Below are 26,929 nucleotides of genomic sequence, written 5' to 3' on the forward strand. Positions count from 1 at the left end.
CGTGCTACCGGGTGATACGTGCGATCAGGCCCCGACGCTCACCGTGAAGCGCTTCGGATTTCCGTCGTGCGCCGCACCGGAGACGTCCGGCCGGCCGTCCGGGCGGACGTCGTCGTACGGGAAGGCGTACCCGATCGGCGAGTTGGCGTGGACGATACGCGACCAGTGGTTCGTGGTCGGGTCGCGGTAGTAGTCGGCCGAGGTCGCCCCGTTCGGCTGATCGGGATGGGTCAGCAGGGTGCTGCGGTTGAACGCGGCGGAGATCCGGGCCAGCAGTGCCTTCTTGTCGTCGGGATCGGCGGGGTTGTTGGCGAACGGCCCGTGGTTGCAGGTGAAGACGTCCCGCGACGACGGCTTGGTGAAGGTATGGCCGCCCTCGAAGGTCAGCACGTCGCCGCTGACCCGCCCGGCGAGCACGCCGCGGCCGCCCTGCAGGTCCACCCGCAGGTCCTGCGAGCGGTACTTCTCCCAGACCTTGTCGATGTACCCGTCGAAGACGTCCCGGAACGGCATCTCGGCCGGACGGTCGAAGTACGGAGCCATGATCGTCTGCGGTGAGATCACCCGCAGCACCGTGCCGGAGTCCGAACGGATGACCAGCCTGTCCCAGGGCTGTCCGTCGCGGCCGGCCTGTGCCGCGAGGTCGTCCGCGATCTCCTCCAGGGCGCCTTGGGGCAGCGGGGCGACGGCGTGGGTCGCGTCGCCGGCCAGGGTGAGGCCGATCGGCAGCGCGGTGACCAGGTCGACATAGCTGATGTTCGCGTACAGCTGCTGCGAGTTGAAGGTGAACTCGCAGAACGACCAGGTGCGTCCGTAGTTGGGGTCGGCGGGGGTGGCGAAGGCCGGCTCGACCAGCGACGGGCCGGGGTTGACGAAGAAGTCCAGCTTGTCGTCGCGGACGAAGTAGACGCGCGCGCCGAACATCCGGGGGAGGGTGAGGACGACCGGTCCCTCGCCCGCGCCCTTGAGGGGGATGGCGCAGTCGACCGGCAGCGGGGTCCGAGGCGCCGGCGGATCGGCCGGCTTGTGGACGCTGCCGTCGGCGCGGAGCAGCACCCAGTCCCCGGAGCCGTCCTCGTGGCCGGTCACATAGGCGTTGACCGTGCCCGGCAGCGACTTGTTCTCGAGGGCCAGTTCGCAGATGGCGGGCGCGGCTCCCGCACCGGGGCTGAGAGCGCTTCCCCAGGCGGGGTAGGTGAGTGCGGTCGCTGTCGCGGCGGCACCTGTCAGAAACATACGGCGGGATATCACGGGATGAACTCCTGCTGTTGTGGGGGGAGTCCCACTCTTGCGACGGGTGGGGCGGACGTCAAGAGTTGTGACTGAGAGCGCTCTCAGAGTGTCAGCGTCTTCACAAGTCGTCACCGCCGTAGGGGACTTGGACTGAACAGCGGACGTTGTTGGACTGCCGGGAGCCCCGGCCCCCGACTTCGTTGACGCCCGCAGAGCCGGGGACTACCCATGCCCCATGCCTCGTAGATTCCGTGCGGCCGGCGTGCTGGCCGCCGCCTCCTGTGCCGTGTTCGCCCTGGCCGGGCCCGCGTTCCCGGCGTCACCTGCCGACGGGCCCGGCGCCGTGACAGCCGCCGGTGCCGGGCCCGTCATCAGCTCCGGCGCGCTCTTTGTCACCGTCGCCGACGACTTCCCCCGCGTCCTGTCGTACACCGACCGTGCGTCCGGAGCCGTGCTGCTCGGCAGCACGGCTCCGGTCACCGAGGTCACCCTCAACGGCAAGCCGTACGCGGTCCGTCCCGCCGGCGCACCTCGCGTCGAGCGCTCCGCCGCGCGCTATGCGCTCGTCTTCCCCGCACTGCCCGGCGTGGAGATGGACGCCGTCCTGCACGTCTCCGGCCGGGTGGTGACCTTCAAGGTCACCGCCGTACGCGACACCGAGGCCTTCCGAGTGGGCACCATCGACATACCCGGCCACGACCTCGTGTCCGTCGGCAGTACGGAGCCCGGGGCGGCCACGGCGTTCACCCGCCTCGACCCCGACTCGACCCGGACCGCCGACGTTTTCGCGGACGTCACCGCCGGCACCCCGGCGGAGACGGCCGCCGTCGGGGCCTCCTACGCGATCGTCAACACCACAACCCTCGCCGCCGCCGTCGAATCCAACTCCTCATACGACAGTCCCGGCGGGCCTACCGGCGGGGACGACGCCCGCTTCCGGCACCAGGCCCGCATGGCGGCCGACGGTACCGTGCGCGTCGGCGTCTGGTCCGGTCAGTGGACCTACCGCGGGGCGGGCGCGCCGGAGCCCGAGAGCGGCGACAGCCTGCCCTGGGCGAAGGTCGTCGTCACCCCGGACGCCAACGGCGACCGGAAGGTCGACTGGCAGGACGGCGCGGTGGCGTTCCGTACCATCGGCATCACCGCGCCCGGCAGCGACGCCACGCCCGAGCGGGTCGTCACGCACATCCCGTTCAACTTCGCCAGCCAGGCCACCCACCCCTTCCTGCGCACCCTCGACGACGTCAAGCGCATCTCGCTCGCCACCGACGGCCTCGGCCAGCTGGCGGTGCTCAAGGGATACGGCTCAGAGGGCCACGACTCCGCCCACCCGGACTACGGCGGCAACTACAACAAGCGCGCCGGCGGCCTCACCGACCTCAACAAGCTGCTCGAGCAGGGCGAGAAGTGGGGTGCGGACTTCGGCGTGCACGTCAACGCCACCGAGTCCTACCCGGAGGCGAACGCCTTCGACGAGAAGCTCGTCGACAGGACGAAGCCCGGCTGGAACTGGCTCAACCAGAGCTACTACATCGACCAGCGCCGCGACATCAACAGCGGTGACCTCGCCCGCCGTTTCCAGCAGCTGCGCGACGAGACGCACCGCAACCTGGACTTCCTCTACATCGACGTCTACTACACGCACGGCTGGATCGCCGACAAGACGATCCAGGCCGTGCAGCGCCAGGGGTGGACCGTCGGCACGGAATGGGCGGACAAGTTCGAGCGGGCCTCGCTCTGGTCGCACTGGGCCAACGACCTCGACTACGGCGGAGCCACCAACAAGGGCCTGAACTCGCAGATCATCCGCTTCATCCGCAACGGCGAGAAGGACGTCTGGAACGACCACCCGGTCCTCGGCCAGACCGCCCTCGAGGACTTCGAGGGCTGGACCGGCGAGACCGACTGGAACGCCTTCTACGACAACATCTGGCAGCGGGACCTGCCCGCCAAATACCTCCAGCACGAGCGGATCACCCGCTGGAACGGCAACGACATCCGCTTCACCGGCGGTCTGCGCGGCACCGTGGAGGACGGCCGCCGCACCTTCCACGACGACGGCCTCAAGGTCCTCGACGGCGACCGCTATCTGCTCCCCTGGGCCGGCGGCGAGAAGTTGTACCACTACAACAAGAGAGGCGGCACCAGCAGTTGGGCCGTGGACGGCAACGGCCCGTACACCGTCTACAAGCTCACCGACAACGGCCGGGTGAAGACCGGCACCGTACATCCCGAAGGCGGCCGGATCAGCCTCAGCGCCACCGCGGGACAGCCGTACGTGCTCTACCCCGAGCGCGCCCCCGAACGGCGCGACGCCCGCTGGGGCGAGGGCGGCCCGGTCGCCGACCCCGGTTTCAACGACGCCTCGCTCGAGGCGTGGACCAAGGACGGCGGCGTCACCCGTCACACCGACGGCCACGGCCGCAACAGCGCCGCACTCGAAGGGCCCGGCGCCGCGTCCCTGTCCCAGCGGATCACCGGACTGAAGGCTGGCGAGCGGTACACCGCGTCCGCGTGGATCGAGGTCGAGCCCGGCAGCTCCCGCCGTACGACACTGTCCGCCGGCGACAGCTCCGTCACCGTCGAACGCTCCACGGCCAAGGACCAGGTCGCCGCGTCCGACTGGCACGGCACCCACTTCCAGCGCGCCAAGGTCAACTTCAACGCACCCGACGAGGCGGTGACCCTGAAGATCGAGGCCGCGGCAGGCAGCGCGGCGCGGGTCCGGACCGACGACGTACGGATCGTCGCCAACGCTCCCACGACCAAGCAGGGCGCGCTCGTGTACGAGGACTTCGAGGCCGTCGACCAGGGCTGGGGGCCGTTCCTCAAGGGCGACGCGGGCGGCGCGACCGACCCGCGCACCCATGTGAGCCAGCTGCACGCGCCGTACACCCAGGCCGGCTGGAACGGAAAACTGATCGACGACGTGCTCGGCGGCAAGGAGTCCCTCAAGGCCCACGACGAGAACACGGGACTCGTGTACCGCACCGCCCCCTGGACCGTGCCCATGAAGGACGGCCACAGCTACCGGGTCGAGTACGACTACCAGTCCAGTCGCGCCGGTGCCTACGAGTGGGTGACCGGCTACGACAGGGCCGCCGGAGGCTCCGTCGAGCGACGCCGTACGCCCGTCGGGGAGCAGCGGACCACCGGCCACTTCTCCGAGACGGTGACCGCGGGCTGCGGCGACACCTGGACCGGGCTGCGCAAGCGTGCGGACGCGCCGGACGGCGCCGACTTCGTCATGGATGCCTTCGCGGTCACCGACCTCGGCCCGGCGGCGCGGCCCACCGCGTGCGGCACCCTCGGCGTGACCGCCGGGGATGCCCTCGAACCGGGCGACAGGAACGAGGTCAATGCCGTCTTCACCAACGACGAGCAGACCGCGGCCGCGGAGGTGCGGCTGGAGCTCCGACTGCCCGAGGGCTGGACGGCGGAGCCCGCGGGGCCGGTGTCGTTCGAGACGGTGGCGCCCGGCGCGAACGTCACCGGCAGCTGGCAGGTGACGCCGCCCGCCGACGCGGAGTACCGCGTGTACTCCCTCGGCTCGACGGCGACGTACACCGTGGGCGGCTCGGTCCGCGAGCTCACCACGGCCATCTCCGTGCGGACGCTTCCGCCGCCGCCCACCGCCGACGCATGGGCGAGCGACCTGGACTGGACGTCCGCCGCGAACGGCTGGGGTCCGGTCGAGCGGGACCTGTCCAACGGCGAGACCGGCACCGGTGACGGCGGCCCGCTGCGGATCGGGGGAGTGGTGTTCGAGAAGGGGCTCGGAAGCCACGCACCCTCGAGGATCCGCTACTACCTCGGCGGGATGTGCACCACCTTCACCGCCCAGGTGGGCGTGGACGATGTCCAGACGTCACGGGGGACCGTACGGTTCAGCGTGGTCGCGGACGGCACGGAGAAGACCGCTTCCCCGGTGTTGAAGGCCGCCGACGCGGCATGGTCCCTGACCGCGGACATCACCGGCGCCGACTACGTCGAGCTGGTCGCCGGCGACGGAGGGGACGGCAACGGCAACGACCATGCCGACTGGGGTGCGGCCCGCTTCCGCTGCGGGAGCTGAGCACCCTCCGGTGGGCGGCCCGGTACGCTGGGCCGCCCACCGGATAACCCGAGCGGCGTAGTCCGCGCGTCCTGGCTGTGAGGCGACTCTCAGCCCACATGCTTGTCGGACCTCCACAAAGCCGCACCGTCCTGAGCTGGTGGTTGGCGCTCGGTGCGGAATGGTTCTGTTCAAGCCCGACAGGAGAACGGGCGCGAGACTGTGCAGAGTCGACGGCAGGGTTTCCTTGTTCGGATCCGTAGGGTCGATGCATGACCGTTTTGGACGAGACCACCAGCGAACCGAGCGACGCACGTGGCCGGGTGGCCGAGCTGCACGAGATCCGTGAGCAGGCGCTTGGGGGGCCGAGTGGGAAGGCGACCGAGGCGCAGCATGCGAAGGGCAAGCTGACGGCCCGTGAGCGGATCGCTCTGCTGTTGGACGAGGGCTCGTTCCGTGAGGTGGAGCAGCTGCGCCGGCACCGTGCGTCGGGTTTCGGGCTGGAGGCGAAGAAGCCGTACACCGATGGTGTGATCACCGGTTGGGGCACGGTCGAGGGCCGGACGGTGTTCGTCTACGCGCATGATTTCCGGATCTTCGGCGGGGCGCTGGGTGAGGCGCATGCCACGAAGATCCACAAGATCATGGACATGGCGATCGCGGCGGGTGCGCCGCTGGTGTCGTTGAACGACGGTGCGGGGGCCCGGATCCAGGAGGGCGTGTCGGCGCTTGCCGGTTACGGCGGGATCTTCCAGCGCAACACCCGTGCCTCGGGGGTGATCCCGCAGATCTCGGTGATGCTGGGCCCGTGCGCGGGCGGCGCGGCCTACAGTCCCGCGCTGACCGATTTCGTGTTCATGGTGCGTGAGACGTCGCAGATGTTCATCACCGGGCCGGACGTGGTCAAGGCGGTCACGGGTGAGGAGATCACCCAGAACGGTCTGGGCGGCGCGGACGTGCACGCCGAGACCTCGGGTGTGGCGCACTTCGCCTACGACGACGAGGAGACGTGCATCGCGGAGGTCCGCTACCTGCTGTCGATGCTGCCGTCGAACAACCGGGAGAACCCGCCCGCCGCCGCCGGCGGCGACCCGGCCGACCGCCGCTCGGAGGTCCTGCTGGATCTGGTGCCGGCGGACGGCAACCGCCCCTACGACATGCACCAGGTGATCGAGGAACTCGTCGACGACGGCGACTTCCTCGAGGTCCACGAGCGCTGGGCCCGCAACATCATCTGCGCGCTGGCCCGGCTGGACGGGCAGGTGGTCGGCATCGTGGCGAACCAGCCGCAGTCGCTGGCCGGGGTGCTGGACATCGAGGCGTCCGAGAAGGCCGCCCGCTTCGTGCAGATGTGCGACGCGTTCAACATCCCCATCGTCACGCTGCTGGACGTGCCCGGCTTCCTGCCCGGTGTGGACCAGGAGCACGGCGGCATCATCCGCCACGGCGCGAAACTCCTCTACGCCTACTGCAACGCCACCGTCCCCCGCATCTCCCTGATCCTCAGGAAGGCGTACGGCGGTGCGTACATCGTGATGGACTCGCAGTCCATCGGCGCGGACCTCACCTACGCCTGGCCCACCAACGAGATCGCGGTGATGGGCGCGGAGGGCGCGGCGAATGTGATCTTCCGTCGGCAGATCGCCGATGCCGAGGACCCCGAGGCGATGCGGGCGCGCATGGTCAAGGAGTACAAGGCCGAGCTGATGCACCCCTACTACGCGGCCGAACGCGGCCTGGTCGACGACGTCATCGACCCGGCGGAGACCCGCGAGATCCTCATCCGGTCCCTCGCCATGCTCCGCACCAAGCACGCCGACCTGCCCTCCCGCAAGCACGGCAACCCTCCGCAGTGACCCTGCGATTGGACCCTGGAGCACACATGAGCACTCCTACCGATCCGACGTCCTCCCTCCTCCGCGTCGAGAAGGGCCACGCCGGCCCCGAGGAGCTGGCAGCCATCACCGCGATCCTGCTGGCCCGTGCCTCGGCGCAGCCCACCGACGCGGCCCCGGCCCACCGCGGCCGCACCACGGCAGGATGGCGCCGTCTGGAGCGCCAGCGCGGCTTCCAGCCGTCCCACAGCTGGCAGGGCTGACCCCCTGGACCCGTAAGGCCCCGCACACGACCGTGTGCGGGGCCTTACGCATGCCACCGGCCGGTGCTCCTGCTCCTGCACGCAGCCGGCAGCATCCCCGGGCCGACTCTCCTGACCACCACCAGGTGGACCGCCGGCAGGCGCACGTCGCCCTCCACGGCGGCGCGGCTCCCCGGCCCCGTCGGCTGCCATGAAGAAGGCCCCGTGCTCCACAGGCAGGAGCACGGGGCCTTCTTCACAGGCGTTCGGCGCGCGAGCGCCGCGGGCCGCAGGGACGGTTACCGCAGGCGGGCCATGAGGGCGTGTTCGACGAGGGTGATGAGTGCGCTCTTGGCGTCGGCGCGGTGGCGGGCGTCGGTGGTGATGATGGGGGTGTCGGGGCCGATCTGGAGTGCTTCGCGGACTTCTTCGGGGTTGTAGGGCTGGTGTCCGTCGAAGCCGTTGAGGGCGATGACGAAGGGGAGGCCGGAGTTCTCGAAGTAGTCGACGGCGGGGAAGCAGTCGGCGAGGCGGCGGGTGTCGACGAGGACGACGGCGCCGATGGCGCCGCGGACGAGGTCGTCCCACATGAACCAGAAGCGGTCCTGTCCGGGGGTGCCGAACAGGTAGAGGATGAGGTCCTGGTCGAGGGTGATGCGGCCGAAGTCCATGGCGACGGTGGTCGTCGTCTTGTCCCCGGTGTGGGTGAGGTCGTCGATGCCCGCGGAGGCGGAGGTCATGACGGCTTCGGTACGCAGCGGGTTGATCTCCGAGACGGCGCCGACGAACGTGGTCTTGCCCACGCCGAAGCCGCCCGCCACCACGATCTTCGCGCTGGTGGTTGAGCGGGCAGCACCGCCGCTAGAGCTTGCGAAGTCCACTGAGCACCCTTTCGAGCAGTGTCACGTCTGGCTGGCCGCCGGCGGACTCGTCGCCGCCGGGCTGGTGAATGGCGACAAGTCCGGCCTCCGCCAGGTCGGCGACGAGGATCCGGGCAACGCCGAGGGGGATGGAGAGGAGGGCCGAGATCTCAGCCACCGACTTGATCTCGAAACACAGCCGGCAGATCCGCTGGTGCTCGGGCAACTGCCCTTGCAGCCTTGACGGATCGGCCGTGGTACTGACCAGCGCCTCGATGGCGAGCTGGTAACGCGGCCGGGTCCGGCCGCCGGTCATGGCGTACGGGCGCACCAGCGGGTTGTGCCTGCCGGGTCCGGCGGGCGACGCCTTCGCGGGCTCCTGGGGCCGCCGCTGGGCCACCGGCTGGATGCGGGGCTGCTGCTGACCGTAGGAGGGATCGTACGACGCGTCGTAGGACGGGTCGTACGGCGACTGCGACTGCTGGTAGGGCTGCTGCGCGCCCGCTCTGCCCGGCGTCGAAGGAAAGTTGAAGCGGTTGTCTGTGTGCTCACCGTGCGGCTGATGACCGCCCTCATAAGGGCGCCCGCCTGGGGGTGTTGCCACGTTTCCTCCTCCGACTGCCTGTACGCCGGTTCCTGTCCCTGTGGAGCCCGCGCCACCGCACCTTAACGGTGCGGTGGCGAGAAACGCACTGTCTGTCTACTGGTCAAGAGCAACTACCGGGACGAACCCGGCAGATCGTCAGTTGAGCAGGCTTCCCTGGAGCTCCGCGCGAAGGTCGGGAGTGAGGACACTGCCCGCACGGTCGACCAGGAGCGCCATCTCGTAGCCCACCAGGCCGATGTCGGCCTCGGGGTGGGCCAGCACGGCCAGTGAGGAGCCGTCGGAGATGGACATGATGAAGAGGAAGCCGCGCTCCATCTCCACGACCGTCTGGTTGACGGCGCCGCCTTCGAAGATCCGGGAGGCGCCCGCGGTCAGCGAGGTCAGCCCGGAGGCCACGGCCGCCAGCTGATCGGCGCGGTCGCGCGGGAAACCTTCGGACATCGCCAGCAGGAGTCCGTCGGCGGAGACCACCACCGTGTGCGACACCCCTGGGGTGTTGTCCACGAAGTTGGTGATCAACCAGTTCAGATTCTGCGCCGCCTGGCTCATCGGGCTCACACTAACGCTCCTGGTTGTAGGTACTGCCCGGGCCGGAGCCCGGTCCGTTCGTGTCCGTTCCCGCGCTGCGTCCCTGCTGGACGCCACGCCGCAGGTTGCTCAACCTGCCACGCACGTCCTCAGGGGCGCGGGAGACCTGTGGGCCGCCCTGCGGGGTCTGCTCGGCCGTGCCCTCGATCAGGTTGGCCTTGGGTACCCGCCGGGGAAGACCGGACGAGGTGACCCCGCCCGCCTTCGGGTCGCGAAGCTTCTCCGCCCGCTGCCAGCGCTCGTCGTTCGCCGAGCGCCAGTCGTCGGTGTCGGAGCTCCCGCCGCCGAAGCTGCCCGAGCCGTTGCCGCTGCCGCCCGGGGCCTGCCCGCTCTGCTGAGCGGCCGGAGCCTGTTCGGGGGCCTGCTGCTGCCACTGCTGCTGCGACGCCTGCTGCTGCGCCGGCGGCTGTGGCACCTGCTGTGCCGACGACGGCTTCTGGCTGCCACCGCGCCGGGGGAGACCGGCATCCGTCAGCTCGTGGCTGCTGCTCGGAGACGGTCCCGGACGCTCGAAGCCTACGCGGTCCGAGCCGTTCGCGGGAGCGTCGGGTGCAGATTCCGGTTCGGGACGGTACTCGGGCTCGTAAGCGCTCTGGTAGCCGCCGTGGTCGGCCCACTCACCCTGGTGGGGCTGGGAGTCGTACTGGCCCTCGTACTGCTGCTGGGAGTTCTGCGGGTCCTGGTATGTGGCTTCCGCATATGCGTCCTGGAGCGGACCCTGCTGCTCCGTGTGCTCGGGGTAGCCGCCGTTCGCCGGCTGGTACGGGTCCTGGTAGCCGCCGCCCTGGTACTCGTCGTACGCAGGCTGCTGGTTCTGCGCGTAGCCCTGGTCCGCCTGTGCGTAATCCTGGCCGTACTCGGAGCCGTACTCCTGCTGGGGAGCCTGCTCCTGCTCGTACGGCGACTCGTCGCGGTACAGCGGCCTTTCGCCGTGCGCCTGGGCCTCCAGGGCCGCCCGGCGCTCCTCGCGCATCAGGGAGCGGCCCACGGGGTCCAGCTGGGTCGCGGAGTCGTCGGAGGGCTGCTCGTAGCGGGAGTCGTCGAAGCCGAGCTCCGCGGCGGTCCGCATCGGGGCGCTCTCGAAGGACTGCTGCTGCGGGATGATCTGCGAGACGGTGAAGTCGTCCTCGGGCAGCGACTCGCCACCGCCACCGTGGGTGATGGCGTCGGGAAGCATGACCAGCGAGGTGGTGCCCGCCTGCTCGCCCGAGGGGCGCAGCTGGACGCGGATGCCGTGGCGGTCGGCGAGGCGGCCGACCACGAAGAGACCCATGCGCTGCGATACGGCGGCGTCCACGGTCGGCGGGTTGGCCAGCTTGTGGTTGATGTCCGCGAAGTCCTCGGCGGTGAGGCCGATGCCCTTGTCGTGGATCTCGACCATGACGCGGCCGTCGGGGAGACGGGTCGCGGTGACGCGGACCTTGGTCTGCGGCGAGGAGAAGGTGGTGGCGTTCTCCAGCAGCTCGGCGAGGAGGTGCACGAGGTCGGTCACGGCCTGGCCGTGGATCTCGGTCTCCGGGACGCCGGTGAGCTCGATGCGCTCGTAGGACTCCACCTCGGAGGAGGCGGCGCGCAGCACGTCGACGAGCGGCACGGGCTGGTTCCAGCGGCGGCCGGGCTCCTCGCCGGCGAGAATCAGCAGGTTCTCACCGTTGCGGCGCATACGGGTCGCCAGGTGGTCCAGCTTGAAGAGGTTCTCCAGCTGGTCCGGGTCGGCCTCGTTGTTCTCGAGGTCGGTGATCAGGGTGAGCTGGCCCTCGATGAGCGACTGGTTCCGCTGGGAGAGGTTGGTGAAGATCGCGTTGACGTTGCCCCGGAGCATGGCCTGCTCGGCGGCGAGCCGGACGGCCTCGCGGTGGACCTGGTCGAAGGCCCGGGCGACCTCGCCGATCTCGTCCTGGGTGTCGATCGGGATGGGCTGGACGCGGGTATCGACCCGGCCCGGCTCGGTCCGGGACAGCTGGTCGACCAGCATCGGCAGGCGCTGCTCGGCGATGTTGAACGCCGCGGTGCGCAGCTGGCGCATCGAGCGGCTCATCTGGCGGGCCATGAGGCCGGCCAGGATGAAGGCGGTGAGCAGGGCGATGACGACGATGAGGCCGTTGACGATGGCGTCGGTCTTGGCGTCGTCGGAGATCGCCGCGGCCTCGTTCACGGCCCGGTCGACGAGGTCGGTCTCGATCTCGGTGTAGCCGTCGAACTTGGCGGTCGCCGCGCCCATCCACGTCTCGGGCGTGACGTCCTGCGTCTTCAGCTTCTCGGGGCTGGTGCCGGAGCCGATGGCGGTGGCCATGCCGGTGAAGACGGAGCCGTCGGGACCCTTGGGCGGGTTCAGGCCGGCGGCGGCGAGCCGCTTGCCGCCCTCGGTGGCCTTGCCGGTCATGACTTCCTTGAGCCGGACGGTGTCGGCCTCCGTACCGCCGGAGACGTACTCGCCGATGGCGATCTGCTCGAGGTAGTTGTACGAGTTGAAGGCGATCGTCTGCTTGGCCAGGACGTTCTCGTCCTTGCTCGGCCGGACCAGCAGGTGCATGCCGATGGAGCGCTGCAGCGACGCGGCGGCCTTGGCGAGCTGGACGGCGTAGACGGTACGGCCGTAGCTGGTGACGTTGCCGGTGCCGAGGCCGAGCTCGTTGGCGAACTCCATCAGCACGTGCTGGATCTTGACGTAGCCCTCTTCGGTCTGCACCGGGTCGAGCGCCTTGGTGTAGGCCGCCTTGCGCAGATCGGCGAGCTTCGGTTCCTCCTGCTTGAACAGCTGGAGGCGGCGCTCGAGGCCCTGCCCGGGGGGCATGTCCTCCACGGCCTGGTCGAACTTGGCCTTTGCCGCGTCGGTGGCGTCGTACGTCTCGGTGACGGCGGCGGCCTGCCGGGCGTCCTGGCTCGTGGCGAGCAGCAGGGGCTGTGCGGTCAGGTCACGCTCGTTGAGAAGCGCCTGGCCGTACTCGGAGGCCGCGCGCACGACGAGTGCGGTCTTCTCCGCGTCCTGCGCCTCGCTCCAGGTGTCGATCGACTGCTTGACCTGGAACCCGCCCATGACCAGACCGACGAGCACGGGTATGAGGAGGATCGCGTTCAGTCGGGTGGGCACCCGCCAGTTGCGAGGGGAGAAGCGGCTGGTGCTGCCCCCGGAACCTCCCGGCCCGCCGATGGCCGGGGAAGAGCCGGAAGCTCCCGACGCATCCGCAGGCGGCGCCGCTGTGCGCGACGGCGGGGTGAAGTTGCCCCGCGCCTGCTGCTCTGCGGAGCTCGTCTTGCTTCGCCTCACTCGACCAACAACCTCTCGGCGTCGGCACCTACGCTGTGCCGTGTTTCGTTCAGAGCCGTACTACTCGGCAGTTCGACGAATTCCAGCACGACGACCGGCCGCATTCCAAACACTCGGAATCAGTGATTCCGAGTGGCGTACGCCTCGCATAAAACGGGCATAAAGAACGAGCCCCGTCAAATGGCGAGGCTCATGTGAGCACAGTGATACCGCCCGTGTGCAACGGGTGTCCACTGCGCCGGAATTCTCTGTCGAAATGTTATGAACACGGAGGCGGGCCGTGTCAAAAGACACGGCCCGCCCCACAGCAACTACGACAACTGCCGTATTGGGTCGTCTACTTGGCCATTCTACTTCAGGCGGGCCATGAGGGCGTGTTCGACGAGGGTGATGAGTGCGCTCTTGGCGTCGGCGCGGTGGCGGGCGTCGGTGGTGATGATGGGGGTGTCGGGGCCGATCTGGAGTGCTTCGCGGACTTCTTCGGGGTTGTAGGGCTGGTGTCCGTCGAAGCCGTTGAGGGCGATGACGAAGGGGAGGCCGGAGTTCTCGAAGTAGTCGACGGCGGGGAAGCAGTCGGCGAGGCGGCGGGTGTCGACGAGGACGACGGCGCCGATGGCGCCGCGGACGAGGTCGTCCCACATGAACCAGAAGCGGTCCTGTCCGGGGGTGCCGAACAGGTAGAGGATGAGGTCCTGGTCGAGGGTGATGCGGCCGAAGTCCATGGCGACGGTGGTCGTCGTCTTGTCCCCGGTGTGGGTGAGGTCGTCGATGCCCGCGGAGGCGGAGGTCATGACGGCTTCGGTACGCAGCGGGTTGATCTCCGAGACGGCGCCGACGAACGTGGTCTTGCCCACGCCGAAGCCGCCCGCCACCACGATCTTCGCGCTGGTGGTCGATCGCGCAGCACCGCCGCTAGAGCTTGCGAAGTCCACTGAGCACCCTTTCGAGCAGTGTCACATCCGGCGTGCCGCCGGCCTCTCCGTTGCCCGGCTGGTGAATGGCCACCATGCCGGCCTCCGCCAGGTCGGCGACAAGGATCCGCGCGACACCGAGCGGCATCGACAGCAGCGCCGAGATCTCGGCGACGGACTTGACCTCCCGGCACAGATGACAGATCCGCTGGTGCTCGGGAAGCAACCCGGCGAGCAGGGCTGGATCGGCCGTCGTGCTGACCAGCGCCTCGATGGCGAGCTGGTAGCGCGGCCGGGTCCGGCCGCCGGTCATGGCGTACGGACGTACCAGCGGCTGGTCGCCCTCGTCCCCGTACGCGTCTACCGACGTACCGTACGGATCGTGAGAGGCGGGTGGCGGGGTCATGAATCCTCCGGGCGTGACAGCAAGTGGTCGGCTGTGCCGTCTGGTTGGGCCGGTGGGGGGCCTGTGGCGGCCGTGCTGGTGACGGTGCGTTGGCTGATCGCCGCGAGCCGGTGCGTGGGGTTCGGCTCGCGGCTCGGGCTCAGTGCAGAAGGCTTCCCTGGAGTTCGGCGCGCAGGTCCGGAGTGAGGACGCTGCCCGCACGGTCCACGAGAAGCGCCATCTCGTAACCCACGAGGCCGATGTCGCAGTCGGGGTGCGCGAGCACGGCCAGCGAGGATCCGTCGGAGACGGACATGAGGAAAAGGAACCCCCGTTCCATCTCCACGACGGTCTGGCTCACCGGACCGCCTTCGAAGATCCGGGAGGCGCCCGCGGTCAGCGAGGTCAGCCCGGAGGCCACGGCCGCCAGCTGATCGGCGCGGTCGCGCGGGAAACCTTCTGACATCGCCAGCAGAAGACCGTCGGCGGAGACCACCACCGTGTGCGACACCCCTGGGGTGTTGTCCACGAAGTTGGTGATCAACCAGTTCAGATTCTGCGCCGCCTGGCTCATCGGGCTCAACTAACGCTCCTGCTGGTGAGAGGGGCCGAGGTCGAAGCTTCCGGTCGTCGAGCTGTTCTGCTGACGGCCTTGCTGGATGCCTCGGCGGAGATTGGTCAGCCTGCCACGCACGTCGTCCGGCGCGCGCGAAACCTGCGGACCGGCCTGGTGGTTCTGCTCCTGAGCGGTGCCCGGCACGAGGTTGGCGCGCGGGACCCGCCGGGGCAGGCCGGAGGTGGTGACGCCGCCGGCCGCGGGCTTCCTGACCCGCTCGGCCTGACGTACCAACTCGTCGTTGGGCGAGGAGCGCCAGGCACCGCTCGCATGGGACGCGTTGCCCGGGGTCGCCGGGCTCTGCGCGGGTGTGCGCTGCGGGGCCGGCTGAGCGGGACGCTCCACCGGTGCCTGCTGCTCATCGGCGGGCCGGCCGCCCCCCTGCACACCGCGGAACCAGTTGGTCTCCAGTGTGTCGTACAGCGGGGTACGGCCGTCACCGGGCCCGGCCGGGGGCAGGGCCTCCGGCTGCTGCGGGGCGGGCAGCCCGGCCGCCGGGCGCGGCGGCGCGAAACTCGACTCGTCACGGCGCTGCGGAGCGGGCGGCTGCGGCGCTCCGAAGTCCGGGCGGGCGAACTGGGCCGTGGACGCCGGGTCCTGTGCCTCCGGACGGCCGTACTGGCCGGCGGAGGACTGGTTCGACGCCCCGTACACGTCGGGGCGCACGAACTGCCCCGTCGAGGAGGGACCGGCCGGGAGCCCGGCCTGCGGCGGACCGGCGTTGTAGTCGGGCCGCACGAACTCTGCGGTCGATCCCGGACCCCGGTTGCTGTCGTGGTCCTCGTGACCGCGCGGCGCGTCCGCGGACGGCCGCTGCGGCTGGTCACTGCCCCAGCTGGTGGTCTGAGGGCGCTGCGGTCGCGGCGATACGGGCTCGTCGCGCCGGGGCGCGGGGCCGCCGGGCAGCTCGGCACGGGGACCGCCGGGCGGGGGCAGCTGGCGGCCGCGGTCGCCCGCGGCGGGCGCCGTACCCTTCTGGAAACCGTTCTGGGGGGCCTCGTTCCGCGCGGGAGCACCCTGCGCACCACGGCCGCCGCCGAACGCGCCGCCCTGACGCGGGCCCTCCTGCGCCTGGCCGGGCCTGCCGCCCTGGCCCTGCTGGCCCGGTCCCTGCTGGCCTGGTCCCTGCATGCCCGGGGCGCTGTGCATGCCCTGGGCCGGACGGCCGGCGTCGTCACGGGCGGGCAGCGCGACGCGCGGAGCCGAACCGGCGCCGACCTGGCCGCGAGCCGCGCCGGCACCGAGCCGGTTGCCGGGAGCACTTCCCGCGCCGGCGGGAGCACCGCCGAGCGGGCCGCCGCCGTTGTTGCCGGCCGCGTTGCCGCCGCCGAGACCGGGACGGCCACCGCCGGGGCCACCGGGACGGCCGGGCAGACCCGCCGGAGCACCGCCGGCCGGCGCAGCGGCGCCGTGGCTGCCCGCACCGGGCTTCGCCGGAGCCTTCTTGCCGCCGTGGGCGACATCGACGGGCAGCATGACCAGCGCGGTCGTGCCACCGGAGTCGGAGGGACGCAGCTGGATGCGGATGCCGTGTCGCAGGGACAGCCGGCCGACCACGAACAGACCCATGCGGCGGGAGACCGAGACGTCCACGGTGGGCGGCGACGCCAGCCGCTCGTTGATCGCGGCGAGGTCCTCGGGGGAGAGGCCGATGCCGGTGTCGTGGATCTCGACCAGGACGCGGCCGTCGGGCAGCGCGTGACCGGTGACCCGGACCTTGGTCTGCGGCGAGGAGAACGAGGTCGCGTTCTCCAGCAGCTCGGCGAGCAGGTGCACGAGGTCGTTGACGACGCGGCCCGCGACCTCGGTGGCGGGCACGGAGGCCAGCTCGATGCGCTCGTACTGCTCCACCTCGGAGGCGGCGGCACGGAGCACGTCCACCAGCGGCACGGGGCGGGTCCACCGGCGGCCCGGCTCCTCACCCGCGAGGACCAGGAGGTTCTCGCCGTTCCGGCGCATACGGGTCGCGAGGTGGTCGAGCTTGAACAGCGAGGAGAGCTGGTCCGGGTCGGCCTCGCGCGACTCAAGTTCGGAAATGAGCGAGAGCTGGCGCTGGATAAGACCCTGGCTACGGCGCGAGAGGTTGGTGAACATCGCGTTGACGTTGCCCCGCAGCAGCGCCTGCTCGGCGGCGAGGCGGACCGCCTCGCGGTGCACGTCGTCGAAGGCCGCGGCCACCTTGCCGATCTCGTCGCGGGAGTGGACACCGACGGACTCGACGGAGGTGTCGACGTCCTGCGGGTCGGACTCCGAGAGCTGCTTGACCAGCTCGGGCAGACGGTCCTGGGCGACCTTGGTCGCGGTGTCCTGCAGCCGGCGCAGCGAGCGGATCATGGAGCGGGCCACGACGAACGCGCCGACGAGGGACACGCCGAGGACGATGAGGATCAGCGCACCGTTGATGATGGCGTCCTGCTGGGACGCCTCGCGCAGCTTGCGCGCCTCGGCCTCCATCTGGCCGAGCAGCGTCTGCTCGATGGTCTTCATCGCGTTGATGCGGACCGAGTAGTCGTCGGTCCAGTCCAGGTGGGAACGGATCGGCAGCTGGGCGAGGCCGTTCTCGTTCTCCAGGACGCGCTTGGCGTACTGCTCGGCCGCGGTGATCGTCGGGTTCTCGTTCTCCAGCGGCGCCGTCAGTTCCTCGGAGTCACCGCCGGTGGACTCGTAGATCGCCTTGAAGCTCTTGAGCTCCGTCTCACCGTTCTCGAGCGCCGCCTGTCCGTAGAGGCGGTCGTTCTCCGTGAGGCCGGGCGTCGCGGCGTCGTCACCACCGGGCAGGGCCGCGGCGATGATGGCGCGCTGGATCGACGCGTACTCCTTGGCGGAGGAGAACGCCGCCAGGGCGCGCGTGCGCTTGATCATCTCCGGGTTGCTGGTCGCCTGGGCCATGTCCTGGGACAGGCTCAGCAGCGACTCGATCAGACGGCTGTAACCCTCCACCGTCTGCGACTTCGGAACCTTGCCCTTGTAGGCGGTGTTCCGGATGGTGTTGAGGTTGTTGACCTGGACGGCGATCTGGTTCGCGTTGGCGCGGATCGACTCCAGCGCCTCGTCGTCGTCCTTGTTCGGGATGGAACGGGTGGCCTCGAGGAAGGCCTTGCGGGCGCGGTCGGTCTGGGTGCGCGGGCCGGAGACCTTGAAGTCGGTGTCGACGGAGCCGTTGGCCAGCGGGCCTGCGGAGAGGTCACGCTCCTGCTGGAGCGCGTGCGCCAGCTCGGTCGCTTCCGTCGTCATCTTGGTGAGCAGCTGCATGTGGTCCAGCTGCTTCATGTCGTCCATGGACTCGTTGATACGGAGTCCGCCCAGCGTGGTCGCCGCGACGACCGGCAGGGTGAGCAGGGACACGAGGCGCGTGCTGATGCGCCAGTTGCGCAGCGCTATTCGCGAACCGGTGTCCGTGGGGCCCTTCGGCCTGGCCTGTGAGCCGGCGCCGTCGGCCGGTGAGGCCTTGACGCCGGACGCCTTGGCGCCGGCGCGGCCTGCGCGCTCACCACCGTCGCCGGGGGCCGCCGGTCCCTGGTTGTGGGTGTGCTGGGGCGAGGAGCCGCGGTCGGTCCCGCCGCGCGGCTCCTGTTCCGCCGCGCTGTTGCCATCCCTCTTGAAACGTCCCTGCACTAGCGTCGCAACCTCTGGACCAGGCGTCCCTCCGCTTGTACGGCGGGACGGTGTCGGCGTCTTGGGGCGATGATCGCGCCCCATGGTGGTCGTGAGTGACCGGCGCTGCTCCCCCTTCCCCGCCGCAACTCGGCGCTGCGTTGCGCCCTTGCGCGCCGGTTCGAAACCCGCGGCGGTTCGTGGAATTCCAGCACAGTGCCGGATCTCCAACAAGGGCCACGTACCGGCCTGTGACCTGGATGACACGATGTAAGTGTGTGGTCACAACTGGTGGAGGTCGTTCCTGGGTAAAACGGACTTCTGCCTACGAGTCGCTTAGGGGGAGGGGGTGTCCCAGTCGCGATGATCAGGAGCGGAATGAGAGCTTCAGTGGCTTAATGTCCGGTTCCGCATGCGTCATCAAGGGTCCGCATTGCCCGATTTGCCCGTCTCTCCGTGAGCAAACTCACACGGTGATCGTTGAGTCTTCCCGGCATTCGACGGGAATCCGATGTTTAGCCTGACGCTTTACAGGGATGGGCAATCCGTCAACCGCGCTCCTCCGTAGCGCCCGCACTCGGACAAGGTCAGACACACCACATGAAGACGACGATGATGTTCCGCAACATAGCCAACCCCCGGCGCACCACCCTCGCCCACCTCAAGGACGCGGAGGAGCTCCAGGCGCCGGAGCAGCAGGAGCACTCGCTCGAGCTTCCCGCCCAGACGGCCAACCCCCGCCGCACGATCCTCATGGACGCCCCCGTCCGCTGACCGCCGGCGTCATCACCGTCGTCACGTACACGGTGACGCAGCCGGTCGGGCCTCCCTCGCCGCGTTAGCCTGGAGCGTCAGTCTCCGGCCAGCGACCAAGTAAAGAGGGGCGACAGCATCCCGTGCGCATCGCCAGGTTCTCCATCGACGGCAATGTCGCCTTCGGCGCGGTCGAGGACGGCCCAGACGGCCTTGTCCTCGACATCATCAAGGGCATTCCGTACGCCGACTTCGAGCTCTCCGGGACCAAGGTCCCGCTGAGCAAGGTCCGTCTGCTGCCGCCCGTGCTCCCCAACAAGGTCGTGGCCATCGGCCGCAACTACGCGGAGCACGCGGCGGAGCTCGGCAACGAGGTCCCGGACGTACCCGTCGCCTTCTTCAAGCCCACCACCTCGGTGATCGGCTCCGGCGACGCCATCGAGTACCCCTCGTTCTCGAACGAGCTGCACCACGAGGCCGAGCTCGCCGTCGTCATCGGTCGGATGTGCCGTGAGGTCCCCCGCGAACGCGTCAAGGACGTCGTCTTCGGCTACACATGCGCCAACGACGTCACCGCGCGCGACGTGCAGCAGCGCGAGAAGCAGTGGGCCAGGGCAAAGGGCTTCGACACCTCCTGCCCGCTCGGCCCCTGGGTGGAGACCGACCTCGACCCGGCCGACGTGACGATCCAGTGCACCGTCAACGGCGAGCAGCGCCAGCTGGGCCGCACCAGCGAGATGGTCCGGTCCGTCGAGGACCTGATCGTGCACATCACCGAGGCCATGACGCTGCTCCCGGGCGACGTCGTCCTCACGGGCACCCCCGCGGGGGTGGGCCCGCTCAACGTCGGCGACGAGGTCGCCGTCACCATCGAAGGTATCGGCACTCTCACCAACAAGGTGATCAAGCGTGGCTAACGGCTCCGTCCGCGTACGTTTCTGTCCCTCCCCGACCGGCAACCCCCACGTCGGCCTGGTCCGCACCGCCCTGTTCAACTGGGCCTACGCCCGGCACACCGGCGGCACCATGGTCTTCCGCATCGAGGACACCGACGCGGCCCGTGACTCCGAGGAGTCCTACAACCAGCTGCTCGACTCGATGCGCTGGCTCGGGCTCGACTGGGACGAGGGTCCCGAGGTGGGCGGCCCGCACGCCCCCTACCGCCAGTCGCAGCGGATGGACATCTACAAGGACGTCGCCGAGAAGCTGTTGGCCGGCGGATACGCCTACCACTGCTACTGCACGGCCCTGGAGCTCGAGGCCCGCCGCGACGCCGCCCGCGCCGCCGGCAAGCCCTCCGGCTACGACGGCAAGTGCCGCACGCTGAGCGCCGAGCAGAAGGCGGCGTACGAGGCAGAGGGCCGCGAGTCGATCGTCCGCTTCAAGATGCCGGAGGAGCCGATCACCTTCACGGACCTCGTCCGCGGCGAACTGACCTTCACCCCGGACAACGTCCCGGACTACGGCATCGTCCGCGCCAACGGCGCCCCGCTCTACACGCTCGTCAACCCCGTCGACGACGCGCTGATGGAGATCACCCACGTCCTGCGCGGCGAGGACCTGCTGTCCTCCACCCCGCGGCAGATCGCGCTCTACAAGGCGCTCATCGAGCTCGGCATCGCGAAGGAGATCCCGTCCTTCGCCCACCTGCCGTACGTCATGGGCGAGGGCAACAAGAAGCTCTCCAAGCGCGACCCCCAGGCGTCCCTCAACCTCTACCGGGAGCGCGGCTTCCTCCCCGAGGGCCTGCTCAACTACCTGTCCCTGCTCGGCTGGTCCTTCTCCGCCGACCAGGACATCTTCACGATCCCGGAGATGGTCGCGAAGTTCGACCTCGCGGACGTCAACGCCAACCCGGCCCGCTTCGACCTGAAGAAGGCCGAGGCGATCAACGCCGACCACATCCGGATGCTGGACGTGAAGACGTTCACCGAGGCCTGCGAGCCGTGGCTGAAGGCCCCGCACGCCAACTGGGCGCCGGAGAGCTTCGACCGCGCCGCGTGGGAGGCCATCGCCCCGCACGCCCAGACCCGGCTCACGGTCCTCTCCGACATCACGGCGAACGTCGACTTCCTCTTCCTGGACGAGCCCGTCGAGGACGAGGCGTCCTGGACGAAGGCCATGAAGGGCGACCCGGCGGCGCTGCTCACCACCGCGCGTGCCAAGCTCGAGGACGCCGACTGGACCAGCCCCGAGTCCCTCAAGGAGGCCGTCCTGGCCGCCGGTGAGGAGCACGGCCTGAAGCTCGGCAAGGCGCAGGCCCCGGTCCGCGTCGCCGTGACCGGCCGCACGGTCGGCCTGCCGCTCTTCGAATCCCTGGAGATCCTGGGCAAGGACAAGACCCTCGCCCGGATCGACGCGGCATTGGCGAAGCTCGCCGCGTAAGGATTCCTGTTCGCGTCCGTGGGGGGCGGTGGCCGCGGAAGGCCACCGCCCCCTCGGCGTCGTCGGAGCGCACCACTAGGGTCGGTGGGATCCCGATCACTGCCCCGCCGGAGGACCCCATGCCCATGCCCGCCCCCGACTTCTCCTGGCACTTCACGCCGGGCAACCGGTTCGAGGAGGAGGGCGGACAGGCCGGCACGATGTCCGTGACGCCGGCCGGCGAGCTGTGGCTGCCGACGGGCAGGGTCGTGGCCTGCGACCCCTTCGTCTCGCTCGGCACCGGCGAGTCCGAGCCCTTCACCGCGGAGGTGCCGCCCGGGCATTACCGCGTGGAGTGCTCCGTCGCCACGATCACCGAACGCGACGAGGAAGCCGCCGACGACGAGCCGCCGCACCAGCGGATCGCCGCGGCCCGCCTGCTGATCAAGGACACGGCGCCCGTCGCCTGGGAGATCGCCCACCAGGCCGGCCAGGACCCCGCATCCCTCGCCGACGACGAGTTCTTCGCCTACGGCGTCGACGCCGGCACCGGCTGCTTCTACGACGCTGCCTGCGACGAGTCGTTCCCCGACTGCGTCGGCGACAAGGGCCCGCTCTGGGACGCCTTCGATGCCGGTGGGGAGGCGGGCCTCGGCCCGCACACGATCACGGCCCCCGACACGGGCCACAACCTGATCGCCTTCATGTCCGGCTGGGGCGACGGCGCCTACCCGACCTGGGTCGGCCGGGACGCGGACGGCGATGTCACCTGCTTCGTCACCGACTTCTTCGTCGTCCCCTCGAAGGACGAGCGCGTCGCGGGGTGACGCGCGCCGTACCGGAGTCCGGCCCGGCCGCGTAATCTCGGCCTCATGCCGATCCGAGCCGTGCTCTGGGACATCGACGACACGATCTTCGACTACGCGAGCGCCGACCGCGTCGGCATGAGCAAGCACCTGGCGCACGAGGGCCTGCCCGAGGGGTACCGGACCCTCGAGCAGGCCCTCGCCGCTTGGCGGGCGATCACCGACGTCCAGTGGGCCCGGTTCGCCGCGGGTGAGACCGACTTCCAGGGGCAGCGCCGTGACCGGGTGCGCACGTTCCTCGCCGCCCGGGACATGACCGACGCGGAGGCGGACGCCTGGTTCGGCCGGCATGTCAGGCACTACGAGGCGGCGTGGTCCCTCTTTCCCGACGCGGTGCCCGTTCTGGACCTGCTGGCCCATGACTATCGTCACGGGGTTCTGTCGAATTCGAGCATCCACAACCAGGACCGCAAGCTGCGGACGCTCGGCGTACGGGACCGTTTCGAGGCCGTCGTGTGCGCGGTGGAGATCGGGATCTCCAAGCCGGAGGCGGGAGCCTTCCTGGCCGCCTGCGAGGCCATGGAACTGGCTCCGCACGAGGTCGCGTACGTGGGGGACCAGCCGGACATCGACGCCCGGGGCGCGGTCGAGGCCGGACTCACCGGGATCTGGCTCGACCGCGCGGGGCTCGGCGGGCGTCCCGAACTGATCAGGATCACCGGTCTCGACGAGCTTCCGGGCCTGCTCCGCGCCGATACCCGTTTTGGAGCGCCGTCCACCTTCGGGTAATGTTCTTCCTGCGCCAAGGAGAGCGGGCCGAAAGCCCGGGAGCCGGAAGCGCAGACCGAACAAAACCCCCAGTCGGGGGTTGAGTTTTGGTGGCCTATGGTGTAATTGGCAGCACGACTGATTCTGGTTCAGTTAGTCTAGGTTCGAGTCCTGGTAGGCCAGCTCGCAGAGCTTATCTGCAAAGCCCCCGTTGTGTAGCGGCCTAGCACGCTGCCCTCTCAAGGCAGTAGCGCCGGTTCGAATCCGGTCGGGGGTACAGATCCTTCCCGCGTGATCATCCGGGTCGCACCCGATGCTTCACGATGCAGGATCGCTAGGGCCCCCGTTGTGTAGCGGCCTAGCACGCCGCCCTCTCAAGGCGGTAGCGCCGGTTCGAATCCGGTCGGGGGTACTGGTCTAAACCACCATGGGCTATGGTGTAATTGGCAGCACGAGTGATTCTGGTTCATTTAGTCTAGGTTCGAGTCCTGGTAGCCCAGCGCGTCGCAGGATGCATGCCCCCGTTGTGTAGCGGCCTAGCACGCCGCCCTCTCAAGGCGGTAGCGCCGGTTCGAATCCGGTCGGGGGTACAGAGTCCGAAGGGGCCTTCCGAGCAGTCGGAAGGCCCTTCGGCGTTTGTGGCAACGCCTCTCCCGGTGACGCTGCGGATGTCCCGGCCCCGCTCCATCTCCCGTGCGCTTGGGACGAGTTCGTCGCGAGGTCACAGCGAGAGGCTCCCGCCGCCGGGGGGCAGCGGGAGCCTCGGGGACCGGCTTCACACAGTGAGAGGCACCGGGTGGATCTCGTCAGCGGGGTGGCCCGTGCGCTCGTGGACGCGCTGCACGGCGTCCGCGGACGGGCCCTCGGACAGGCAGTACACGGTGCCCGTCTCCGGGTCCGCCCACGCGTTCTTGAAGTGCACGCCCTCCTCGCCCTCGATCGCGAGATCCGCGCGGTGCGCCTCCATCAGCTGATCACTCGTGATGCCCTTCATCCCGCGGTGTACGTCCATGAACTCGGTCATCGCTCCAGCACCTCCGTCGATCGCAGGTACTTCCATGCTGCACCTGCGCGGGCCCGGGAACACCTCCGGCCGACCCCTGCGGCGTTGAAGGGGCCGGCCGGACGTGGACGTACGAAAGGTGCGCTCAGCCGTTGCGGCGCAGTGCCTCGCTCAGGCGGGCTGCGGCGTCGATGACCGCCTGGGCGTGCATACGGCCCGGGTGGCGGGTCAGGCGCTCGATCGGTCCGGAGACCGAGACGGCGGCCACCACGCGGTTGGAGGGGCCCCGCACGGGCGCGGACACGGACGCCACGCCCGGCTCGCGCTCTCCGATCGACTGCGCCCAGCCGCGGCGCCGGACGCCGGACAGGGCGGTCGCCGTGAAGCGCGCGCCCTGGAGCCCGCGGTGAAGGCGCTCCGGCTCCTCCCAGGCCATGAGGATCTGGGCCGAGGAGCCGGCCTTCATCGTGAGCGTGGAGCCGACGGGCACGGTGTCCCGCAGTCCGGACAGCCGCTCGGCCGCCGCCACGCAGATCCGCATGTCTCCCTGCCGGCGGTAGAGCTGCGCGCTCTCACCGGTCACGTCACGCAGGTGTGTGAGTACCGGCCCGGCCGTGGCCAGCAGCCGGTCCTCGCCCGCCGCGGCGGCGAGCTCCGCCAGCCGCGGGCCGAGGATGAAGCGGCCCTGCATGTCGCGCGCCACCATACGGTGGTGCTCCAGTGCCACTGCCAGGCGATGTGCTGTAGGTCGTGCGAGTCCCGTGGCCGCGACCAGCCCCGCGAGGGTGGCCGGACCGGACTCCAGGGCGCTCAAGACAAGGGCCGCCTTGTCGAGGACGCCGACGCCGCTAGAGTTGTCCATGCAACGATACTCGCGTCTCACTCTGTGAAACGCAAGTTCAATTTTCTCCGGAACTTGCCACGCTGTAGTGGCGGCCCGCGGACCAACGGGCACTGCACAAGATCTCTAGATGCGTCGGCGGCACAGCCGGCCGGAGGGAAAGCGATGGGTAGGACACTCGCGGAGAAGGTCTGGGACGACCATGTCGTCCGGCGCGCCGAGGGCGAGCCCGACCTCCTCTTCATCGATCTGCATCTGCTGCACGAGGTGACCAGCCCCCAGGCCTTCGACGGTCTGCGGAAGAACGGCCGGCAGGTGCGCCGCCTCGACCTCACCATCGCGACCGAGGACCACAACACCCCGACCCTCGACATCGACAAGCCGATCGCCGACCCGGTCTCCCGCGTCCAGCTGGAGACCCTGCGCAAGAACTGCGCGGAGTTCGGCGTGCGGCTGCACCCGCTGGGAGATGTCGAGCAGGGCGTCGTGCACGTCGTCGGCCCTCAGCTGGGTCTGACCCAGCCCGGCACCACCGTGGTCTGCGGTGACTCGCACACCTCCACGCACGGCGCGTTCGGCGCTCTGGCCTTCGGTATCGGCACCTCCCAGGTCGAGCATGTGCTGGCCACCCAGACGCTGCCCATGTCCCGCCCCAAGACCATGGCCATCACCGTCGAGGGCGAGCTGCCCGACGGTGTCACGGCCAAGGACCTGATCCTCGCGATCATCGCGAAGATCGGTACCGGCGGCGGGCAGGGCTATGTCCTCGAATACCGCGGCTCCGCCATCGAGAAGCTGTCGATGGAAGCCCGGATGACCATCTGCAACATGTCGATCGAGGCCGGCGCCCGCGCGGGCATGATCGCCCCCGACCGCACCACCTTCGACTACCTCCAGGGCCGTGACCACGCGCCCCGGGGAGCCGACTGGGACGCCGCGGTCGAGTACTGGAAGACGCTGCGCACCGACGACGACGCGGTGTTCGACGCGGAGGTCTTCATCGACGCCGCCGAACTCGCCCCGTTCGTCACCTGGGGCACCAACCCCGGCCAGGGAGCGCCGCTGTCGGGACACGTCCCCGACCCTGCTTCGTACGACGACGCGTCGGAGCGCCTGGCCGCCGAAAAGGCCCTGGAATACATGGGGTTGACCGCCGGACAGCCGCTGCGCGACATCAAGGTGGACACCGTCTTCGTAGGCTCCTGCACCAACGGACGCATCGAGGACCTGCGCAACGCCGCAGCGATCCTGGACGGCCGCAAAGTCGCGGACGGCGTACGGATGCTGGTCGTCCCCGGCTCGGTCCGCGTCGCGCTGCAGGCCGTGGAAGAGGGTCTGGACAAGGTCTTCAAGGAGGCCGGGGCCGAATGGCGGCACGCCGGCTGCTCCATGTGCCTCGGCATGAACCCGGACCAACTCGCGCCCGGCGAGCGCTCCGCCTCCACCTCCAACCGCAACTTCGAGGGCAGGCAGGGCAAGGGTGGCCGCACGCACCTGGTCTCCCCGCAGGTCGCCGCCGCCACCGCGGTTCTCGGCCACCTCGCCTCGCCCGCCGACCTGTCCGAAACCCCTGCGCCCGCCGGAGTCTGAACACCATGGAAGCTTTCACCACGCACACCGGCCGGGCCGTCCCGCTGCGGCGCAGCAACGTCGACACCGACCAGATCATCCCGGCCCACTGGCTGAAGAAGGTCACCCGCGACGGCTTCGAGGACGGGCTGTTCGAGGCCTGGCGCAAGGACCCCGAGTTCGTCCTCAACCGCCCTGAGCGCAACGGAGCCTCGGTTCTCGTCGCCGGACCCGACTTCGGCACCGGATCGTCGCGCGAGCACGCCGTCTGGGCCCTCCAGAACTACGGCTTCAAGGCCGTGATCTCCTCCCGCTTCGCCGACATCTTCCGCGGCAACTCGCTGAAGAACGGCCTGCTGACCGTGGTCCTCGAGCAGTCCGTCGTGGACGCGCTGTGGGAGCTGACGGAGGCCGAACCGACGGCCGAGATCACCGTCGACCTCGAGAAGCGACAGGTCCTCGCGCCCGGAATCACCGCGGACTTCGAGCTCGACGAGAACGCCCGCTGGCGACTGCTGAACGGACTCGACGACATCAGCCTCACCCTTCAGAACGAAGCGGACATCGCGGCGTACGAGGCGGGCCGGCCGTCCTTCAAGCCCCGGACAATTGACGCCTGAGCAGCGGTTTTC

Annotated in this window: 21 protein-coding genes and 5 tRNA genes; 15 read left to right on the forward strand and 11 right to left on the reverse strand. The window is 69.7% G+C overall.

The genetic code is table 11. The features are described 5' to 3' along the window. Positions 1-24: 24 nt before the first annotated feature. The gene (locus MDN94_RS15890) at positions 25-1,236 is read right to left on the reverse strand and encodes a glycoside hydrolase family 64 protein (protein ID WP_482727086.1); all 1,212 of its coding nucleotides are present in this window, start codon (positions 1,234-1,236) and stop codon (positions 25-27) included. Positions 1,237-1,468: 232 nt separating this feature from the next. On the opposite strand from MDN94_RS15890, the gene MDN94_RS15895 reads away from it, so the two are divergent. The 3 genes from MDN94_RS15895 to MDN94_RS15905 all read left to right on the forward strand — a co-directional run bounded on the left by MDN94_RS15895 (position 1,469) and on the right by MDN94_RS15905 (position 7,385). Continuing rightward, positions 1,469-5,308 (forward strand): endo-alpha-N-acetylgalactosaminidase family protein, encoded by a 3,840-nt coding sequence (locus tag MDN94_RS15895; RefSeq protein WP_482726447.1) that lies wholly within the window; start codon positions 1,469-1,471, stop codon positions 5,306-5,308. Between the two features lie 251 nt (positions 5,309-5,559). Next, complete coding sequence (locus MDN94_RS15900) at positions 5,560-7,143, forward strand: acyl-CoA carboxylase subunit beta (protein WP_482726448.1); 1,584 nt, start codon at positions 5,560-5,562, stop codon at positions 7,141-7,143. 26 nt (positions 7,144-7,169) lie between these two features. Further along, positions 7,170-7,385, forward strand: a complete 216-nt coding sequence (locus MDN94_RS15905) for an acyl-CoA carboxylase subunit epsilon (protein ID WP_482726449.1) — start codon at positions 7,170-7,172, stop codon at positions 7,383-7,385. 278 nt (positions 7,386-7,663) lie between these two features. On the opposite strand, the gene MDN94_RS15910 is transcribed toward MDN94_RS15905, so the two are convergent. From MDN94_RS15910 to MDN94_RS15945, 8 genes are all read right to left on the reverse strand, one after another. Continuing rightward, positions 7,664-8,245 carry a GTP-binding protein gene (locus tag MDN94_RS15910; protein WP_050791473.1) on the reverse strand — a complete coding sequence of 194 codons (582 nt, stop codon included), beginning with the start codon at positions 8,243-8,245 and terminating at the stop codon, positions 7,664-7,666. Beyond that, positions 8,226-8,828: a DUF742 domain-containing protein gene (locus MDN94_RS15915; RefSeq protein ID WP_482726450.1), complete on the reverse strand. Its 603-nt coding sequence runs from the start codon at positions 8,826-8,828 to the stop codon at positions 8,226-8,228. The genes MDN94_RS15910 and MDN94_RS15915 overlap by 20 nt, the downstream gene beginning before the upstream one ends. A 138-nt stretch (positions 8,829-8,966) precedes the next feature. Continuing rightward, a complete protein-coding gene (locus MDN94_RS15920) occupies positions 8,967-9,380 on the reverse strand; it encodes a roadblock/LC7 domain-containing protein (RefSeq protein WP_005311461.1) in 414 nt (137 codons plus the stop codon). 10 nt (positions 9,381-9,390) lie between these two features. Further along, a complete protein-coding gene (locus MDN94_RS15925) occupies positions 9,391-12,687 on the reverse strand; it encodes a sensor histidine kinase (protein WP_482726451.1) in 3,297 nt (1,098 codons plus the stop codon). 350 nt (positions 12,688-13,037) lie between these two features. Continuing rightward, positions 13,038-13,619: a GTP-binding protein gene (locus MDN94_RS15930; protein ID WP_159686641.1), complete on the reverse strand. Its 582-nt coding sequence runs from the start codon at positions 13,617-13,619 to the stop codon at positions 13,038-13,040. Next, entirely contained in the window at positions 13,600-14,004 is a 405-nt protein-coding gene (locus tag MDN94_RS15935; protein ID WP_005311458.1) for a DUF742 domain-containing protein, read from the reverse strand. The genes MDN94_RS15930 and MDN94_RS15935 overlap by 20 nt, the downstream gene beginning before the upstream one ends. Before the next feature lie 139 nt (positions 14,005-14,143). After that, entirely contained in the window at positions 14,144-14,557 is a 414-nt protein-coding gene (locus MDN94_RS15940; protein WP_005311457.1) for a roadblock/LC7 domain-containing protein, read from the reverse strand. A 9-nt stretch (positions 14,558-14,566) separates the two neighbouring features. Next, a complete protein-coding gene (locus MDN94_RS15945; RefSeq protein WP_482726452.1) occupies positions 14,567-18,214 on the reverse strand; it encodes a sensor histidine kinase in 3,648 nt (1,215 codons plus the stop codon). 579 nt (positions 18,215-18,793) lie between these two features. On the opposite strand from MDN94_RS15945, the gene MDN94_RS15950 reads away from it, so the two are divergent. From MDN94_RS15950 to MDN94_RS15995, 10 genes are all read left to right on the forward strand, one after another. Beyond that, entirely contained in the window at positions 18,794-18,967 is a 174-nt protein-coding gene (locus MDN94_RS15950) for a hypothetical protein (protein WP_482726453.1), read from the forward strand. Between the two features lie 122 nt (positions 18,968-19,089). Continuing rightward, positions 19,090-19,863, forward strand: a complete 774-nt coding sequence (locus MDN94_RS15955; protein ID WP_307708477.1) for a fumarylacetoacetate hydrolase family protein — start codon at positions 19,090-19,092, stop codon at positions 19,861-19,863. Then, positions 19,856-21,331 carry a glutamate--tRNA ligase gene (gene gltX, locus MDN94_RS15960; RefSeq protein ID WP_482726454.1) on the forward strand — a complete coding sequence of 492 codons (1,476 nt, stop codon included), beginning with the start codon at positions 19,856-19,858 and terminating at the stop codon, positions 21,329-21,331. Before MDN94_RS15955 ends, gltX begins: the two co-directional genes overlap by 8 nt. A gap of 119 nt (positions 21,332-21,450) precedes the next feature. Next, on the forward strand, positions 21,451-22,137 hold the full coding sequence (locus tag MDN94_RS15965; RefSeq protein ID WP_482726455.1) for a DUF4241 domain-containing protein: 687 nt from the start codon (positions 21,451-21,453) through the stop codon (positions 22,135-22,137). Between the two features lie 45 nt (positions 22,138-22,182). Further along, positions 22,183-22,905, forward strand: coding sequence for an HAD family hydrolase (locus MDN94_RS15970; RefSeq protein ID WP_482726456.1), 723 nt, complete (start codon positions 22,183-22,185; stop codon positions 22,903-22,905). A 90-nt stretch (positions 22,906-22,995) separates the two neighbouring features. Continuing rightward, a tRNA-Gln gene (locus tag MDN94_RS15975) sits at positions 22,996-23,067 on the forward strand. Between the two features lie 21 nt (positions 23,068-23,088). Next, positions 23,089-23,161: transfer RNA gene (locus tag MDN94_RS15980), tRNA-Glu, on the forward strand. A 62-nt stretch (positions 23,162-23,223) separates the two neighbouring features. Next, positions 23,224-23,296, forward strand: a tRNA-Glu gene (locus MDN94_RS15985). Positions 23,297-23,312: 16 nt separating this feature from the next. Next, positions 23,313-23,384: transfer RNA gene (locus tag MDN94_RS15990), tRNA-Gln, on the forward strand. 17 nt (positions 23,385-23,401) lie between these two features. Further along, positions 23,402-23,474: transfer RNA gene (locus MDN94_RS15995), tRNA-Glu, on the forward strand. Positions 23,475-23,659: 185 nt separating this feature from the next. Here MDN94_RS15995 and MDN94_RS16000 read toward each other — a convergent pair. Beyond that, positions 23,660-23,908: an SCO4226 family nickel-binding protein gene (locus MDN94_RS16000; protein WP_482726457.1), complete on the reverse strand. Its 249-nt coding sequence runs from the start codon at positions 23,906-23,908 to the stop codon at positions 23,660-23,662. Between the two features lie 124 nt (positions 23,909-24,032). Further along, positions 24,033-24,749 (reverse strand): IclR family transcriptional regulator NdgR, encoded by a 717-nt coding sequence (ndgR, locus tag MDN94_RS16005; protein ID WP_005311436.1) that lies wholly within the window; start codon positions 24,747-24,749, stop codon positions 24,033-24,035. Between the two features lie 144 nt (positions 24,750-24,893). Between ndgR and leuC the strand changes: the two genes are divergently transcribed. Next, positions 24,894-26,318 carry a 3-isopropylmalate dehydratase large subunit gene (leuC, locus tag MDN94_RS16010; protein ID WP_482726458.1) on the forward strand — a complete coding sequence of 475 codons (1,425 nt, stop codon included), beginning with the start codon at positions 24,894-24,896 and terminating at the stop codon, positions 26,316-26,318. Between the two features lie 5 nt (positions 26,319-26,323). Next, positions 26,324-26,917 (forward strand): 3-isopropylmalate dehydratase small subunit, encoded by a 594-nt coding sequence (gene leuD / locus MDN94_RS16015; protein ID WP_482726459.1) that lies wholly within the window; start codon positions 26,324-26,326, stop codon positions 26,915-26,917. Positions 26,918-26,929: the final 12 nt, after the last annotated feature.

This window comes from Streptomyces sp. WAC00040 (genome assembly GCF_056835925.1).

Excerpts from the sequence above, each read along its gene's own strand:
- MDN94_RS15940 (WP_005311457.1), bottom strand. The coding sequence starts at position 14,557 with ATGAGCCAGGCGGCGCAGAATCTGAACTGGTTGATCACCAACTTCGTG.
- ndgR (WP_005311436.1), bottom strand. The coding sequence starts at position 24,749 with ATGGACAACTCTAGCGGCGTCGGCGTCCTCGACAAGGCGGCCCTTGTC.
- MDN94_RS16000 (WP_482726457.1), bottom strand. The coding sequence starts at position 23,908 with ATGACCGAGTTCATGGACGTACACCGCGGGATGAAGGGCATCACGAGT.
- MDN94_RS15900 (WP_482726448.1), top strand. The coding sequence starts at position 5,560 with ATGACCGTTTTGGACGAGACCACCAGCGAACCGAGCGACGCACGTGGC.
- leuC (WP_482726458.1), top strand. The coding sequence starts at position 24,894 with ATGGGTAGGACACTCGCGGAGAAGGTCTGGGACGACCATGTCGTCCGG.
- MDN94_RS15895 (WP_482726447.1), top strand. The coding sequence starts at position 1,469 with ATGCCTCGTAGATTCCGTGCGGCCGGCGTGCTGGCCGCCGCCTCCTGT.
- MDN94_RS15935 (WP_005311458.1), bottom strand. The coding sequence starts at position 14,004 with ATGACCCCGCCACCCGCCTCTCACGATCCGTACGGTACGTCGGTAGAC.
- MDN94_RS15950 (WP_482726453.1), top strand. The coding sequence starts at position 18,794 with ATGAAGACGACGATGATGTTCCGCAACATAGCCAACCCCCGGCGCACC.
- MDN94_RS15965 (WP_482726455.1), top strand. The coding sequence starts at position 21,451 with ATGCCCATGCCCGCCCCCGACTTCTCCTGGCACTTCACGCCGGGCAAC.
- leuD (WP_482726459.1), top strand. The coding sequence starts at position 26,324 with ATGGAAGCTTTCACCACGCACACCGGCCGGGCCGTCCCGCTGCGGCGC.
- MDN94_RS15970 (WP_482726456.1), top strand. The coding sequence starts at position 22,183 with ATGCCGATCCGAGCCGTGCTCTGGGACATCGACGACACGATCTTCGAC.
- MDN94_RS15920 (WP_005311461.1), bottom strand. The coding sequence starts at position 9,380 with ATGAGCCAGGCGGCGCAGAATCTGAACTGGTTGATCACCAACTTCGTG.
- MDN94_RS15905 (WP_482726449.1), top strand. The coding sequence starts at position 7,170 with ATGAGCACTCCTACCGATCCGACGTCCTCCCTCCTCCGCGTCGAGAAG.
- MDN94_RS15890 (WP_482727086.1), bottom strand. The coding sequence starts at position 1,236 with ATGTTTCTGACAGGTGCCGCCGCGACAGCGACCGCACTCACCTACCCC.